General features: G+C 62.6%; 14 protein-coding genes. 6 read left to right on the forward strand and 8 right to left on the reverse strand.

Annotation, left to right across the window (positions count from 1 at the left end):
- Positions 1 to 26: 26 nt before the first annotated feature.
- On the reverse strand, positions 27 to 920 hold the full coding sequence (locus M0954_RS28470; protein ID WP_133894859.1) for an alpha/beta hydrolase: 894 nt from the start codon (positions 918 to 920) through the stop codon (positions 27 to 29).
- A gap of 140 nt (positions 921 to 1,060) precedes the next feature.
- Here M0954_RS28470 and M0954_RS28475 point away from each other — a divergent pair, with 140 nt between their 5' ends.
- Together M0954_RS28475 and M0954_RS28480 are read left to right on the forward strand one after the other, a co-directional pair.
- On the forward strand, positions 1,061 to 1,618 hold the full coding sequence (locus tag M0954_RS28475; protein ID WP_122155796.1) for a glycine zipper family protein: 558 nt from the start codon (positions 1,061 to 1,063) through the stop codon (positions 1,616 to 1,618).
- 138 nt (positions 1,619 to 1,756) lie between these two features.
- Complete coding sequence (locus tag M0954_RS28480; RefSeq protein WP_297356827.1) at positions 1,757 to 2,263, forward strand: universal stress protein; 507 nt, start codon at positions 1,757 to 1,759, stop codon at positions 2,261 to 2,263.
- A gap of 78 nt (positions 2,264 to 2,341) precedes the next feature.
- Here the strand turns inward: M0954_RS28480 and M0954_RS28485 are convergent, their stop codons facing one another.
- Positions 2,342 to 3,925 (reverse strand): DHA2 family efflux MFS transporter permease subunit, encoded by a 1,584-nt coding sequence (locus tag M0954_RS28485; protein ID WP_122155794.1) that lies wholly within the window; start codon positions 3,923 to 3,925, stop codon positions 2,342 to 2,344.
- A 258-nt stretch (positions 3,926 to 4,183) separates the two neighbouring features.
- On the opposite strand from M0954_RS28485, the gene M0954_RS28490 reads away from it, so the two are divergent.
- Both M0954_RS28490 and M0954_RS28495 read left to right on the forward strand, forming a co-directional pair.
- Complete coding sequence (locus M0954_RS28490; protein WP_297356828.1) at positions 4,184 to 5,779, forward strand: FAD-dependent monooxygenase; 1,596 nt, start codon at positions 4,184 to 4,186, stop codon at positions 5,777 to 5,779.
- A 172-nt stretch (positions 5,780 to 5,951) separates the two neighbouring features.
- A complete protein-coding gene (locus tag M0954_RS28495) occupies positions 5,952 to 6,122 on the forward strand; it encodes a hypothetical protein (protein ID WP_183143209.1) in 171 nt (56 codons plus the stop codon).
- Positions 6,123 to 6,173: 51 nt separating this feature from the next.
- On the opposite strand, the gene M0954_RS28500 is transcribed toward M0954_RS28495, so the two are convergent.
- From M0954_RS28500 to M0954_RS28525, 6 genes are all read right to left on the reverse strand, one after another.
- Positions 6,174 to 7,376 carry a hypothetical protein gene (locus M0954_RS28500; RefSeq protein WP_297356830.1) on the reverse strand — a complete coding sequence of 401 codons (1,203 nt, stop codon included), beginning with the start codon at positions 7,374 to 7,376 and terminating at the stop codon, positions 6,174 to 6,176.
- A gap of 122 nt (positions 7,377 to 7,498) precedes the next feature.
- Positions 7,499 to 9,097: a VWA domain-containing protein gene (locus tag M0954_RS28505; protein ID WP_297356832.1), complete on the reverse strand. Its 1,599-nt coding sequence runs from the start codon at positions 9,095 to 9,097 to the stop codon at positions 7,499 to 7,501.
- Positions 9,087 to 10,163 (reverse strand): VWA domain-containing protein, encoded by a 1,077-nt coding sequence (locus M0954_RS28510; protein WP_123387366.1) that lies wholly within the window; start codon positions 10,161 to 10,163, stop codon positions 9,087 to 9,089. The genes M0954_RS28505 and M0954_RS28510 overlap by 11 nt, the downstream gene beginning before the upstream one ends.
- Complete coding sequence (locus tag M0954_RS28515; RefSeq protein ID WP_297356834.1) at positions 10,150 to 10,686, reverse strand: DUF4381 domain-containing protein; 537 nt, start codon at positions 10,684 to 10,686, stop codon at positions 10,150 to 10,152. The genes M0954_RS28510 and M0954_RS28515 overlap by 14 nt, the downstream gene beginning before the upstream one ends.
- Positions 10,686 to 11,648 carry a DUF58 domain-containing protein gene (locus tag M0954_RS28520; protein WP_133894867.1) on the reverse strand — a complete coding sequence of 321 codons (963 nt, stop codon included), beginning with the start codon at positions 11,646 to 11,648 and terminating at the stop codon, positions 10,686 to 10,688. The genes M0954_RS28515 and M0954_RS28520 overlap by 1 nt, the downstream gene beginning before the upstream one ends.
- 33 nt (positions 11,649 to 11,681) lie before the next feature.
- Positions 11,682 to 12,641 (reverse strand): MoxR family ATPase, encoded by a 960-nt coding sequence (locus M0954_RS28525; RefSeq protein WP_123387369.1) that lies wholly within the window; start codon positions 12,639 to 12,641, stop codon positions 11,682 to 11,684.
- Between the two features lie 540 nt (positions 12,642 to 13,181).
- Here M0954_RS28525 and M0954_RS28530 point away from each other — a divergent pair.
- Both M0954_RS28530 and M0954_RS28535 read left to right on the forward strand, forming a co-directional pair.
- Positions 13,182 to 14,423, forward strand: a complete 1,242-nt coding sequence (locus tag M0954_RS28530) for a formylglycine-generating enzyme family protein (protein WP_122155786.1) — start codon at positions 13,182 to 13,184, stop codon at positions 14,421 to 14,423.
- Between the two features lie 78 nt (positions 14,424 to 14,501).
- Positions 14,502 to 15,227 (forward strand): HAD family hydrolase (locus tag M0954_RS28535; RefSeq protein ID WP_297356836.1); only part of this gene is annotated, 726 nt, incomplete at its 3' end.

The following is a 15,227-nucleotide window of genomic DNA, read 5'->3' on the forward strand; positions in this document are numbered from 1 at the left end:
GGGCGGCATCGCGTATTCCGCCCCCCTCAACCCGCCCAGGCGTTGACATCGAGAACTGCGCTGGCGAACGCGTCCGGCGCCTCTTGCGGAAGATTGTGGCCTGCACTCGGCACGACGCGGTTCTCGTGGTGCCCGGTGAACCGCTTCAGGGACGCCTGACTGCCACCCTGAGGAGTAACACCATCGGCGTCCCCTTCCAGGGTGACCGCGGGTATGGTGATCGACGGCATGGAGGACAAGCGTCGCTCCATATCATCAAACTGGGGATCGCCATCAACGAGTCCGTAACGGTGCCGATACGAATGGATCACCACGTCGACGAAGTCTGGATTATCGAAAGCGGCGGCTGAGCGCGCATAGGTGTCGTCGTCGAAGCGCCAGGTGGGCGACCATAACGACCACAGCAGGCGGCAAAACTCAAAGCGGTGTTCGGTCAGTCCGGCCTGGCCGCGCTCGCCATGAAAGTAATACTGGTACCACAAGCGATATTCTTTTTCCGGCGTACTCGGTTGCATGGCGGCGGCGATATTCTGGATGTTGTAGCCGTTGACGGAAACAAGCCCGCGCGCTCTCGCTGGATACAGCGCCGCGACGATGCACGCGGCGCGACCGCCCCAGTCATATCCACCCAGCACGGCTCGTTCAATCTGAAGCGCGTCGAGCAGAGCCAACAGATCCGCGCCGAGTGCGGCCTGTTGGCCCGAACGAAGCGTAGTCGAATCGAGAAACCGCGTTGGCCCATAGCCGCGAAGATAGGGCGTGATAACGCGCGCGCCTTTGGCGGTCAGGCGTGGCGTCACTTCGTCGTATGCGTGGATATCGTAGGGAAAACCGTGCAGCAGAATCACGGGCCATCCTGCGCTATCGCCCTGTTCGTCATAGGTAACGTCGAGCAGATTGGTTGCAATGCTTTTAAGCATGACGCCCTCCCGAGCGGCAAGATTAAAAAAGAATGCGTTCAACCAATTATGCCGGAGGATGCTCCACGCGGCGCCAGCCTAATTCGCCGCTAAGTTTGCCCCCTCAAGATGGCGTCATCGAATCAGAGGAGGCAAACATCATGAAGCTCGTACGAATCACTCGCCTGGCGCTGCCCGTGGGGCTCGTCGCCATTGCGCTCACCGGCTGCGCCGTTATTCCGCCGTCCGGCCCATCAGTCGTCGCACTGCCCCCCAGTGGCAAACCGATGAACGTGTTCCAGCAGGAAGATTACGCCTGCCGTGACTACGCGTTCCGCTCCGACAATGCCGCCGCACCGGCCCATGGCGCAATACCCGAAGGCGTCGGCAGCACCGCCATCGGCACCGTGGGCGGCGCAGCCGCCGGCGCGCTGCTCGGCGCCGCAGCGGGCAATGCCGGCATCGGCGCAGCAATCGGTGCGGGTGCCGGCCTGCTGTTTGGCAGTGCTGTCGGTGCAAACGACACGCAAGCCACTTCGGCCAGCCTGCAGTCGCGCTACAACGCCGCCTACGCGCAATGTATGGCGTCAAAGGGCAACACCATTTCCCAGCCGGACGTCTATAGCACGGTGCCTGTCTACGCTCCACCGCCTGTCGCTGTAGTACCGGCGCCCATTGTTTATGGCTACCCGCAACGCTACGGCTACTGGGCTTACTGAGCGGGCTTACTGAGCGGACCTACTGAGCGCCCGCGCCAATTCCCTGCTCACTCTGCCGCGCGATGATGCGGCCATGGATCACGGAGAGCACCAACCCGTTGCCGTGCCCTGCCTGGCAAATACTTGAGGATACCTACCATGTTCAAGAAGATTCTCGTTGCAGTCAGTACAAGCTCCGCCGATAGCGTCCTGGCACCCGCCATCGAAGCCGCGCGAAAGTACGATGCGCAAATTGTTGCACTCCACGTAGTGGATCCATCGCCCAGCTATATTGGGGGTGCGGACTGCAACTTCGGCCTGATCGTCGAGGCCATGGAAGCACACGGGCACCGGGTCGTCGCACACGTCCGGAGTGTGCTGGATGCTCATGCGCTGCCGGCGGAAGTCCGCATGGTGACGCTGCCGTTTTCCGGCATGACGGTGGGCAGCGCGATTGCCGCCGTTGCGGAAGAGACGGGAGCCGACCTGATTCTTCTCGGGAGGCGGAACACGTCACGGTGGCACTGGTTGAGCGAAGACGTGGCAGCGGAGATGATGCGCCATACCAGTCGGCCAGCGCAGATCGTCACCGACAAGCCCGTGGCGAATCCGGCACGCCGTACCGGCAGACGCTGGATTGATGTGACGGCCGCCGGCACCTGGTAAGCCTTGTGACTCACCGGTCCTCGCTTCTGCATCGCCGCCATTCGCAGCATCGCACTATCCCGGAGATCCCGGCCAGGCTCAATGCGCCGCGGACGCTTCCCCAGAGTCCGCTCCGCCCTTCGCCGGCCGGGTGATCCAGATCAGCGGGATGATGAGAATGAAGATGAACGTGGACGCATAGAAGAAATCGTCCAGCCCCATGACCGCAGCCTGACTCGTGACCATCGATTCAAACATTGCGTGCGCGGCCCCCACATCCAGATGTAGTTGCGATTGCAACGACGCGATGGTTGCATTGAAAACCGGGTTGTCGATGTTCGCCTGCTCCATGAGTCGAACGTGATGCACGGCGGTGCGGTGACCCCACACCGTACCCGCGATGGACGTGCCGACCGCACCGCAGAAAATACGCGCGAAATTGGAGAGCCCGGCCGCCGCTGGAATACGTTCGGGCGGGAGCCCCGAGAGGATGATCGACACGAGCGGAACGAACCAGAGGACGGTCGGAATGCCCTGCAGCAAGGTCGGGATCACCAGATGCCACGCGTCCACCGAACTCACATACTGCGTGCGCATGAAGAACACGCCCGCCAGACCCACGAAAGCGACGGACACGAGCACCCGGGCGTCCACTAATTGCAGCATGCGCCCGATAAAAGGCGAAAGCAGAACCGTGAAAATACCAACAGGTGCGGTGACGAGACCCGCGTCGAAAGCGCGATAGCCGAGATACTCCTGCATCCACTGCGGCAACAGCACGAGGTTGCCGAAATACAGCGCGTAGGAGACCGAAATTGCAATCGTGCCGCTGCTGAAATTGCGCAACGCGAAGAGCCGGAGGTCGACGACCGGATGCTTCTCGGTCAACTCCCACACGAGGAAGAACGCGAAGCTGACGAGCGCAATCAGCGCTAGCGCAACGATGAACGGAGACGCGAACCAATCGAGATCCCGCCCCTTGTCGAGCATCACCTGAAGCGATCCGACCCATGTGACGAGCAGCGCGAGACCGACGCCGTCGATCGGCAGTTTTTTGGTCGGCGTTTCGCGCTTGCGGTAAATGAACCAGGTGGCGCCGGCGGCGATAAAGCCGACCGGAATGTTGACGTAAAAGATCCAGGACCAGCTGTAGTTGTCCGTGATCCAGCCGCCGAGCACCGGCCCCGCGATCGGGCCCACGGTGGCAGTCATTGCCCAGAGCGCTAACGCCATGTTGGCCCGGGCCTTCGGATAGGAACTGAGCAAGACAGCCTGAGACAACGGAATGAGCGGCCCTGCCACGAGTCCCTGCAGAATCCGCGCGCCCAGCAGGAACGGCAGGTCCGGTGCGATGCCGCAGAGCCACGAGGCAAACACGAACATCAGGATCGCGCCGACGAAAAGCCGGATCTGACCGATCTGCTGCGTGAGCCACCCCGTCAGCGGAATGGACACGGCATTGGCGGCCGCGAAGATCGTGATGACCCACGTCCCTTCGTCGACGGACACACCGAGGTTGCCCGACAGATTGGGGACCGCCACGTTCGCAATTGATGTATCCAGAACCGTCATAAAGGTCGCAAGCGCGACCACGATCGTCGCGATCACAAGCTGGCCGCCTTGTAGCGGCGGATGTTGGACAGGTGCTGCGGGTGAGGCGGGAGGGGTCGATTCCTGCGTCATAAATCGTGGCTTGTGGTGTGGGCAAGGACGGCGAACCCGCTATGGTACGCGCTTCTGGAACATTTATTAAATACTTACACCATCATGCGGCTTTGAAAAAAATTTGCAATCGGGCCTTTCACCAAGGCGGCATCGTTCGCGGCGTCAGCGGGTAGCGCGGGCGTGCCCCTTGCGTCGGCTAAAAGCGGGCTTTACCGGATGGGTCATACGCCATCTACTCTTGATGCCGATACCCGCCAATCTTGGGAGAAATTCGCCATGGACCAGCACACCCCTGTTTTGATCGTCGGCGCCGGCCCGACCGGCTTGACGCTGGCGCTGACGCTGCGTCGTTACGGCATCGCGACCCGGGTGATCGACAGGCTCGAGAAGCCCGCGGACCTGTCGAAAGCGCTCGCCGTATGGCCTGCGAGCCTTGAGGTGTTGAGCAGCCTCGGCGTCGGCGCGGCGTTCGACGAGGCTGCCGTGGCGATGAGCGCGGTGACGTTCGGCGATGGCGCGCGGCGGCTTGCGCGCGTGTCGATGCAGGACGGCATCGACAGCGCCCATCCCAATCCCCTTCTGCTCCCTCAGTCGCAAACCGAAGCGATCCTCACGGCGAGGTTCATCGATATGGGCGGCGTGATCGACCGTGGGGTGGAACTGATTGGCCTCAGCGAAGCATCCGATACGGTGACGGCGACGCTGCGGCACGCCGATGGACGAATCGAGAGCACGACTGCCTCGTGGCTGGTCGGCGCCGACGGCGCGCGCAGCGCGGCGCGGCATGTACTCGGTATCGCGTTCGAGGGGGAGACGGAACCGGACACGTATCTGCTAGGCGACGTGCGCATTGACGGAGTCGATCTCGACCGGCACAGCATTCACATCTGGTGGCACGGCGGCGGCACGGTCGCGCTGTTTCCGTTCGCTTATGACGTATGGCGGGTGATCAGCCGCCGCGTCGATGATGAAGCGGCGGCGCGCGGCGAAGAGCCGCCGACCCTCGATGAACTGCAGCAGAAGATCACGCGCCACGGGCCGCCGGGCGCGACGTTATCGGAACCCGGCTGGCTGTCGACGTTTCGGATCAACGAGCGACTCGCGGCGCGCTATCGCCAGGGTCGCGTGTTTCTCGCCGGCGATGCTGCGCACATTCACAGTCCCGCAGGCGGCCAGGGGATGAACACCGGGATCCAGGACGCGGCGAACCTCGGCTGGAAGCTCGCCTACGTGCTGCAGGGGCGCGGCGACGCCGCGACGCTGCTCGACAGCTACGAGGCCGAACGGCGACCGGTCGCGCGTAACGTGATCGCCAATGCGGCGCGACTGCTACACGTCGGCATGGCGCCGCATCCGCTTGCACGTCTCGCACGCGACGCGGCGGTGTCCGTGCTCGATCATGTGCCTGCATTGCAGGAGCGATTGCGCACCGAGATGGCCGAGACGGACGTGACCTATCACGACGGTCCGCTGGTTGCGCTCGCCGAAAGTGCGCGTCATCCGTCGCGCGGCTTGCCCGGCACGCGTGCGCTCGATCTGCACTGGAGCGCTGCAGTCGACGGAACGCCGCGCACGCTATGGCCACTGCTCGATGCACGTCACACGTTGATCGCGTTTCGCGATGGCGCCGAGGTGGCGCGTGCCGAGACGCTGGTTGCACCACATACCGATGCGGTCCAGATCGTGGCGCTCGATGCTGCTGACGATCCGTCCGGCGAGGCGCGCCGACGCTACGGCTTCAAAGGCGCAGGATGGGTGCTGATCAGACCTGACCAGGTCGTTGCTGTGCGCGGTGAGCCGGAGGATCTGGCGTCGCTCGAGCGCTATCTGAAGAATGTTGTCGGCTTGCGGGTGGGTGACGGGACACGTTAGCGGCGTTGGCCAGGCTCGGGTTCGGGCTTCGGTCGGCCGCCTCAGGCGCGGAATCTGCTACTCAACAGACCGGCTGATCACTCGCGCCAGCCCCATCATTCGACGACCGCACCGGGATGAAGCGTGACAGGCAGGCAGCCCGTCGCAGCCGTCGACCACAAAGGAGAAAACGATGACCCTGGTCATTTATCTTGTCGGTTGGATCATTCTGATAGGCGGCGTGTGCTGGGCGCTCATCGCCATGCACGTCTCCCAGCACACGATCGAAATCGTCGCGGTCATCATGCTCGGCGTTGCGATCATCACGGGCGCCACCCGGACTCGCAACCGGGACCGTTCATAGCATATGGGTATCGTTCGGGGAATCAACGATCGCGGCGAGATCGCGCAGTAATCAATAGCGGTTCAGAGGGGGAAGAGAAGATTGCTTCTTTCTCTGTTTCCTCGCGCGCTTCGTGGTCCGCAGAAGCGCACGCTCGACTGCAGTCCACTGAACCTCTCCCATGACACCGTTGGAATAGTGACTGTTGATGATATTCACCAGAGGTTCAAGTCCCTCGCTGCCGTCTATCCGCGCTGGATGTCCGAATTCACCACTCTTGTCCATCCAGCGGTAAAGCGCTGGAACAATGTGTTGCGGGACGCCTTCACGCGTCGCGCGCCGCAACGCGCGCCAGGCGGGCGCAGCACCATCGGCACGGCGAAGCCGGGCCTCGCGCATATAACGTTGGGCTGATTGATAGAACCGCACCAGGCGCGGATACGCCCAAACCAGCGCCGATAACAACGCCACTATCAGGCCCGCAATCACAATCTGCTCCCGGTCTACCACGATGATCCGGTGTGCCGCGCCATTGCCGAGCGAATTGACCGGAATCGCAAAGATTGGCTTTTCCGTCGCCGCGACCGCCGAAATAGTCACTTCCGGCAAGACGATGGTTTCCTTCCTGCGTGCCGCCGTATTCCACCACTCGATGGTGAGCGCCGGTAACCTGAGCTTGCCGCCATGCTCGATCCGATAGGTCGCGGTATCGGTTCGCTCACCCGCTACCAGCCCCGCCCTGTCCTCCACGACATCCCTGGTCGTGGCGTTCCCCGGATAGCGCTTTAACCCCGCGACTTCCGGAAAATCGAGCGGAGGAATGAGCATCGATTGCGTGCCGGTCGCTCTTTGCGTCACGGTCCGCGTGATCTCATCCCCTACTTTGGCATGCGCCGGCGAAGGCTCGATCTGCTGGGTCGCCACCAGCTTTTGCGTCGGAAAGAAGATGCGCATCCCCTCCGCTCCAGCGGGGACCGTGGCGGCAAACTTCAGCTCTGGAGTCATCAGCTTTACCGGCCCGCTCATCTGCCCCGGTTGAACCGTGATCGCGAACGAGTGGATAACAAACGCCTGAGCCGTTTGCGGCACAATGCGATAGGCCCGGCTTACGCCAAACCAGTCCACGCCGTTGATGACCTCGTGGAGGTTTTCAGCCTGCTCGTCCGGCAGGCTGACGATCGCACCCGCTACGTCGAAGAGCGGCCAGTCTGGCGCCTCCGTAAACCAGCTGGTAGTGAGGCAGTCCACGACAAGCTTGATCTGACTGCCCGCCACGACGGAGCCCGACGGTTCGAGGTGCGCCCGCACCATCGCCTGTGGCGTGTTGTCTGCGGCACGTGCTGCCGCTACCGCAAGCAGCATGAGAACGCACAGCCAGCGATTCAGACGCAGCAGGCTCATGGCGTACTCGCGTTAGCCGCGCCCGACTCCTGCTCGAAGCGCTGACGCAAAAACGTGGCGGGAGACATATTGAGGCTGCGCATCCAGACATCCTCCGACGGTACCGGCATCAGCGTGCTTTGCTCGACCCCACCTTTCTTTTTCTGAATCTTGATGTCGTCAGATTCTTCGTCTTCCTCATCTTTCTGTGGATCCTGTTTTGGCTTGATCAATAGTTGCCGCATCAGCTGGCGGTTTGTCACAGCCTGCCTGAGCGTTGGGTCCAGGGCCAATGCATTGTCAAAAGCCTTGATGGCCCCCGTGTAGTCTTCGAGATGCGCGAGCGTGTTGCCGATATAGAAATACGACTGTGCCGTTTTCAGCCGCGAAAAAGTCTCGAGTGAGCCTGCATAGTTGCCGGCCAGGTATTGGGCACGCCCCTTCCACATCGGATCGTCGAAACGTTGTGCTGCCGCCTTGAAGTCGCCGTGCTCGAAACTCCAGCGGCCCTGCTGGTCGTGCGTCGCAAAGAGGTCCTGCCAGTGCCACGAACCCCATGCGGCCGCCTCGGCATGGCGAGGCGCCGCACCGCAGGCAAGCGCCATCAGAACGACGGGCAGCCATTTCACGGTCCAGCCGCGGCGAAAACCCAGCAAACCCAGGATCAACAACGGCACCAGAAACCAGTAACCGGACTCCTGCCAGCGCGGCACGCGTTTCGATTCGTCTGCCTCGGCGAGCCACGCACGCGCACGGTGCTGCACCCACACGACGTCGTCGTTGTCGACGCGCATGCTCGCCAGCGGAATGCCGGCTTCGTCGGCCACCTTGCGGATCGCGTCGGCGTCGAAGCTACCCATCAACGGATGACCTTCGGGGTCCATCTGCACCATCCCGTCCGCTCCAAGAATCGGTCCGCCGTTTTCCGTGCCGACCGCGAGCCACAGCAGTTGGTGCCGCGACCGCCCGGCCTTTTCCACAAATGCGCTGGCCTGGCGATCGTCGAAACCGTCGCTCATCAACACGATCGTGCCGGCGACGGGATCATGCGCCAGCAGTCGCTCGGCGATATCGAGCCCGGCTGCGACGTTCTTGCCATCCTCCGGCATCAGCGATGGCGATAGTACTGGCACATAAAGCTGCAGCATGGCGGGATCCTCGGTCGGCGGCACGACGAGGTGGCCAGTGGAAGAGAAGACCACCAGTCCGGTGCGCGCCCCTTTGCGCGCGGCCGCAAGGTCGAGCACTTTTTGCTTCGCACGCTCGAGGCGGGTGGGCGCGACGTCGGTCGCATCCATCGAACGTGCGAGCTCGAGCACGACGACGAGCGGCGCCTGGTCCTGAGTGAAGGGTGGCCGCTCCTGCTGCCACGTGGGTCCAGCGACGGCGATCGCGCCAATCGCGATGAGAAGAGCCAGCGTATGAATGGGCTGCACGCGCCGCCTCGCGCTATCGCCAACAATCAGATGCTCGAGCAGGTCCGGCGCAATGATATTGCGCCAGCGGGCCCGCACATCGTGGCGGCGCAACCAGCAGACCGGCAGCAGGATGGCGGGTACCAGTAGCCAGAGCCATAGCGGCCGCAGAAAATGAAAGGCCGTGAGATCAATTTCCATGATTGGCCCCAGTGCTCACCTTAACGCTCACCTCGTTACGCACCTTAGCGGGAAAAACACGCGCCGGAGCCGGGTCACGCCGTGGCGCACGCAGCGTGGCCGTTAGCAATGCCAGGCAGTGGTACAGCGTGAGCAACAGCACTGCAGCGGCTAGCGGAATCCAGTAGAAATCGCGTTGCGGCCGGTAGATTTCACGTTTCACTTTTTCGGGCGTGATGCGATCGAGCGTCCTGTACACGTCGACCAGATCCTCCTCCTTGCCTAACGCGCGAAACGCCCGGCCGCCCGTGATGTCGGAGATCCGCTGCAAAGCCTCGAGATCCACGCGGTCCTCGCCGGTCGCCTCAGGGTCGCCAATGCCGATCGTATGAATGACCAGCTTGTGCCCTTTGGCGATTTCCGCCGCCTGTTCGGGGGGTATCGCGCTGGCCGTATCGTTGCCGTCGGTCAGCAGGATCAGCACTTTTTCCGGCGCCGGCGAGTTGTCCATCAGCTTCACCGTCAGGCCGATCGCATCGCCAATCGCCGTACGCGGGCCCGCCATGCCGATCTGCATCTGGTCGAGCAGCACCAGCGCGCTGTCGTGATCCAGCGTCAGCGGTGCCTGCGGATAAGCTGCCTGGCCGAACACGACAAGGCCGATGCGGTCCCCTTTGCGATGCGCGACGAAGTCCTTCACCACACGCTTGACGGCGGTCAGCCGGTCCATGCGCTCGCCGGTCGAGACGCTCACGAAATCGCGCGAACTCATCGATTGCGACAGGTCGATCGCCAGCATCAGGTCGCGCGCGGGTTCTTCATGCGTGACAGGCGGCTCGACCAATACGGGTTTGGCTGCGGCGACAACCAGCAATGCCCACAACAGCGGCATCATCAGCCGCTGCAGCCAGTTGCTGCGCAGGCGTACGCCGCCCGGCGCAGGGGTTTCGCCGGCGGCGTCGGCCAATTCGTGAAAGAACGGCACGCGCACCGCGGATGCCGTCGTGCGGTAGGCCGGCACCAGCCACCACACCAGAATCGGCACAGGTAGCAACAGGAACGCCCACGGGAAATCAAATTTCCACATGATGGTGCTCGATCCAGTCGCGCGCCGCGCACAGCAACGCGGTGGCATCGCGCTCCGAAACCACCGCGATCCGCTCCGCCGGGGCATAGCTGACGAGTGCAAGAAGCGCCCCGCTTTGTGTATCGAAGTGCGCGTGTGTCCGTGTGAGAAATGCCAGCCACGCGTCGCCCGTGAGCGCGGCGACCTGCTCACGCGGCGCCGCAGCCAATGAGGCCCGCTTGAGCAACGGCGGAATGGCCGCGAGTGCCGTCACGCGTTGCGCCGGGTCCGTCAGTTCCGCTTCAATGCAAGCCAACTGTGCGAGCGCGACCCGCCGATAGCGTCTCCTGACGTGACGTCGCCATACCGCCCATGCGCCGCATAACGCGGCTGCGATCAGCACGATCGCAACGCCGATCCACCCTGCCGTCTGCGGCGTCCACGAAACAGGTGACGGTAGCGGCAATTCCTGCAGCGACTGCAACACCCCTGGAGTATCAGCGGGAGCGGGAGCCGGAGCGGCCGCAGGGCTTCCGGGCGCCATCACAGGCCGGCTCCGCTCGGCAAGCGGGCACGTTGCCCAAACAACCGCCGCACCTGATCGACTGCAGGTTCATCGGTCGACAGCGCCATCAATGGAACCCCACTCGAGCGCAGCAATTTCGCCACCTCGGCCGCGCGCCCTTCGAGCATGCTCGCAAGCGGCACCCGCACCCGCTCGTTGTCGATCCGCAGTTCGACTTGCAGTTGGCCTTCGCTCACCACCAGCGCGCGGTGTTCGGGCATGTGTTGCCAGAGCGGATCGAAGATCATCGCGGCAATCACGTCGTTATGCCGCGACAGTTGCTGTAGCAGTTGCCGGGTGCGCTCGCCCGCACCGGCGAAGTCGCTCAGGATGCAGATCAGATAGTCGTGTGCCGCCAGATGCAGCACACCTTCGAGCGCGCTATCCAGCTGACCGTAGTCGGTGCGATGCACGCTATCCGCATGCAACGCAGTGTTCATTCTGGCGATCGCACCGAACAGCAGCTTGATGCGGTTGCGGCTACGCAAGGGCTTCACGCGCACAACCGAGCTGTCGTCGAAAATCACGCCACCCACCCGGTCGCCGGCGGCGAAGCCCATCCATACGGCAAGGGCCGCGGCCTCGGCCGCCACCACCGACTTGAAGGCACGGTTCGAACCGAAGAACATGCTCATCCGCTGATCGACGACCACCAGCAACGGACGGTCGCGCTCCTCCGTATAAGTGCGCACCTGTGCCTTGCCCAAACGTAAGGACACCTTCCAGTCGATATGACGAATATCGTCGCCCGGCAGATAGCCGCGAATCTCCTCGAAATTGAGGCCGCGCCCGCGCAGGCGCGAAGCGTGGTCGCCCGACAGAATGCTCGAGACCGGCGGCGGCGCAACGAAGCTCAGGCCGCGGGCGCGGAACTCAAGCTTCGCAAGATGCGCGGCGTCGACATACACGCGGCCGAGCGTAGTTGCGGACCTCACGGCCATCGACATTCTCCTTGTCGCCGCACAGCGCGAGATTCAGGCCGGCACGGCCACTTTTTCGATCAGCCGGTCGATCACCGCATCTGCACTAACGTTCTCTGCATTGGCATCGTACGAAAGGATCAGACGATGACGCAGCACCGGATGAATCACTGCACGCACATCGTCCGGCGTGACGAAATCGCGCGCCTGAAGCCACGCCTGCACCCGGCTCGCACGGTCAAGACCAATCGCCCCGCGCGGGCTCGCCCCGATCTCGATCCATTTACCGAGTTCCGGGTCCAGTTCGCCGGCATGCCGCGTCGCATTGACGAGCGACACAATGTATTCGTCGATCGCCGGCGCCACCGACACCTGGCGCACCGCCTCGCGCACTTTGAAAATGACGTCCTGCGCAAGCGTTTCAGCCGGCAATGGCGTCGTGCTACTTTCGCGTCGCAGCAGACGCAGCATGTCGCGCTCGCTCTCCGGCGACGGATAGCTGATCAGCACCTTCAACAGAAAGCGGTCCATCTGCGCCTCGGGCAACGGATAGGTGCCCTCCTGCTCGATCGGATTCTGCGTGGCCATGACGAGAAACAGTTCGGGCATGGGATGCGTCTTGCCGGCGACAGACACCTGCCGCTCTTCCATGGCTTCAAGCAACGCAGACTGAACCTTCGCGGGGGCGCGGTTGATCTCATCGGCCAGAATCAGGTTGCCGAAAATGGGCCCAGGTTGAAACGTCAAGGTACGCTCCGTGCCGGCCTGCAACAACGTCTCGCCGCCCGTGATGTCCGAGGGCAACAGGTCTGGCGTGAACTGGATACGTTTCATGGTCGCGGCCAGCCGCGCGGCGATGGCCTTCACCGTACGGGTCTTGGCCAGTCCCGGCAGGCTTTCGAGCAACACGTGGCCGTCTGCCAGCAGCGCGATAAGGATCTGCCGCACCACGGCATGCTGCCCAACCACGGCTTCGTCCACACTCGCCTCAAAACGCAAGATAGTTTCGCGCATTGCGTCAATCCATTTAATCGTTTCGTTTTTTATTGCCTGGATATCGCCGGCTATTTTTAACGGTAACGCACGCCACATCATCCGTCAAAGGCGTTAGCAATCATTTGAAAAATATCGTGAAGTCTTACAAAATTATTGTTAATCTCCATTCTCATGAAGAGTTGCCATCCCGTCCGTCGCCCGGCAATTGCGGCGCTTGCGCTCCGGCACGCTAGATCGGCGCGCAGCCTGGCTGCGGGGTTAAGGGGAACAGGTAGCTGCCGAAGAGCGCGGCCATGCATATCCAGCGCGTGAATATAGAGCGCTGCATTGTTTCAAAAAACGATTCAGAGAGAATGACAAATACAGTTTCTGAAAAATAACGCCGGTTATTACGCAACCGGCCGGCCGTTTTATCTTCCGCTGAGAATTCTGATTAAGCATTTCATGCAGAGAGTTTTCTAACGCTTTTCGCAAAACGCATATCGCATATACGGGAAGTTCGAGCGAGGCGACTCCGACCCGATAAGGCTACGTAGTGCATCTCCTGGAAGCGAAACCATGAGCAAGCAAAATCAGAGCACTGTCACATTACGGAGCGCCGGCATAACGTCGGCTCCCCTTCCCGAAGCGAAGCGGCTCCGCCAGATCCTGCTATGGGTGGCGGCATTTGTGCTGCTTCCCGCTTTTCTTGGCGCAGCGGTGACATGGGCGATCGGCACACATACAAAGGCGTCCGAAATACGTGTGGTCTATGGCGACGGCACACGCGGCCCGCTAGGCATGGCGTGGGTCCCCGGCGGCGAATTCATGATGGGCAGCGACTACAAACTCGCCCAGCCCAATGAGCGCCCAGCCCACAAGGTGCGCGTGCACGGCTTCTGGATGGACCGTCATCATGTGACCAATGCCGAGTTCCGCAAGTTTGTCCAAACGACAGGCTATGTGACCACGGCAGAGAAAAAGCCGGACTGGGACACGCTCAAGGTGCAGTTGCCGCCCGGCACGGCACGACCGGACGATAGCGCACTGGTGCCGGGCGCTATGGTGTTCGTCGGAACGGACCAGCCGGTCTCGCTGGAAGACTATTCGCGCTGGTGGCGCTACGTGCCAGGAGCGAACTGGCGTCATCCGGACGGTCCCGACAGCAACATCATCGGCAAGGACGATCATCCCGTCGTTCAGGTGTCCTACGAGGATGCACAAGCGTATGCCAAATGGGCCGGCGGGCGCTTGCCGACCGAGGCGGAGTGGGAGTTCGCTGCGCGTGGCGGTCTTGACCAGGCCACCTATACGTGGGGCAACAAGTTTTCGCCTGACGGCAAACAGATGGCGAATGTCTGGCAAGGCCAGCAGGCGCAACCATTCCCGGTGGTCAGCGCCAAGGCCGGCGGCGCGCTCGGCACCAGCCCGGTGGGCAGCTTTCCGGCGAACGGCTACGGCCTGTCCGACATGACCGGCAATGCATGGCAGTGGGTGGCCGACTGGTACCGCGCCGACCAGTTCCGCCGCGAGTCGGCCAGCAACACCGGCCTGATCGACAACCCGGCTGGGCCGAGCGCCTCGTGGGATCCAGCGGACCCGGGCGTGCCCGCGGATGCGCCCAAGCGGGTCACGCGCGGCGGCTCGTTTCTCTGCAACGAAGCCTATTGCCTGAGTTACCGGCCAAGTGCGCGACGCGGCACGGATCCCTATAACAGCATGTCCCATCTCGGCTTCCGCATCGTAATGGACGAGGACACCTGGAAGGACAACCCGGCGGCCCAGCAACAAGCCAATCGGGCCGCTAGCCGTGGAGGGTGAGCCGGCAGCGCGGTTGCTGACTCTAGCGCTGCTTCATTTGTGGACCGTAAAGCCCGTGCCATATAAGCAGGAGTTCGAATGGATTGCCTGAACCATCGCGGCTGGATTCGGCATGCTGCCGGCCAGATCGGCCACGCCTTGTTTGCGTTGATGTTTGCCCTGACGCTGGCCGGCTGCGCAGGCTCAGGTAATGGTCCGGGCGCCGCGCAGACCGGCGTGTCGAGCACGACCGACCCGCTACCCTCCTGGCGCAACGGCGCAGCGAAGCAGTCGATCCTGAAGTTCGTCGCCGATGTCACGCGCGAGGGCGCGCCGAACTACGTGCCTGCGGCGCAGCGCGTCGCGGTGTTCGACAACGACGGCACCTTGTGGAGCGAGCAGCCCATCCCGTTCCAGCTGGTCTTCCTGCTGGACCAGGTCAAGGCCGCAGCGCCCGATCATCCCGAATGGAAAAACAACCCGGCCTTCAAGGCGCTAACCGCGCACGACAGCGCAGCACTCGCCACCCACCAGAAGGAGTTGCTGCAGCTGATCGCCGCTGCGAATAGCGGCATGACGGTAGACGCGTACGACGAGACCGTGCGCAACTGGCTGGCGACCGCGCGCGACCCGAAATTCAATCGGCCGTACACCGCGCTCGTGTATCAACCGCAACTCGAACTGCTCGCCTATCTGCGGGCCAGCGGCTTCAAGACCTACATCGTGTCGGGCGGCACGATCGACTTTATGCGGCCGTGGTCCCAGCAGGTCTACGGCATTCCGCCCGAGCAGGTGATCGGCTCCAGCCAGGCAGTGAAATACGAA

It is taken from the genome of Paraburkholderia sp., assembly GCF_026225065.1.
Classification (GTDB): domain Bacteria; phylum Pseudomonadota; class Gammaproteobacteria; order Burkholderiales; family Burkholderiaceae; genus Paraburkholderia.

Coding starts and splice junctions, on each gene's coding strand:
- M0954_RS28490 (WP_297356828.1), top strand. CDS start 4,184: ATGGACCAGCACACCCCTGTTTTGATCGTCGGCGCCGGCCCGACCGGC.
- M0954_RS28515 (WP_297356834.1), bottom strand. CDS start 10,686: ATGGCGCCCGGAAGCCCTGCGGCCGCTCCGGCTCCCGCTCCCGCTGAT.
- M0954_RS28525 (WP_123387369.1), bottom strand. CDS start 12,641: ATGCGCGAAACTATCTTGCGTTTTGAGGCGAGTGTGGACGAAGCCGTG.
- M0954_RS28520 (WP_133894867.1), bottom strand. CDS start 11,648: ATGGCCGTGAGGTCCGCAACTACGCTCGGCCGCGTGTATGTCGACGCC.
- M0954_RS28530 (WP_122155786.1), top strand. CDS start 13,182: ATGAGCAAGCAAAATCAGAGCACTGTCACATTACGGAGCGCCGGCATA.
- M0954_RS28475 (WP_122155796.1), top strand. CDS start 1,061: ATGAAGCTCGTACGAATCACTCGCCTGGCGCTGCCCGTGGGGCTCGTC.
- M0954_RS28505 (WP_297356832.1), bottom strand. CDS start 9,097: ATGGAAATTGATCTCACGGCCTTTCATTTTCTGCGGCCGCTATGGCTC.
- M0954_RS28510 (WP_123387366.1), bottom strand. CDS start 10,163: ATGTGGAAATTTGATTTCCCGTGGGCGTTCCTGTTGCTACCTGTGCCG.
- M0954_RS28495 (WP_183143209.1), top strand. CDS start 5,952: ATGACCCTGGTCATTTATCTTGTCGGTTGGATCATTCTGATAGGCGGC.
- M0954_RS28485 (WP_122155794.1), bottom strand. CDS start 3,925: ATGACGCAGGAATCGACCCCTCCCGCCTCACCCGCAGCACCTGTCCAA.
- M0954_RS28470 (WP_133894859.1), bottom strand. CDS start 920: ATGCTTAAAAGCATTGCAACCAATCTGCTCGACGTTACCTATGACGAA.
- M0954_RS28480 (WP_297356827.1), top strand. CDS start 1,757: ATGTTCAAGAAGATTCTCGTTGCAGTCAGTACAAGCTCCGCCGATAGC.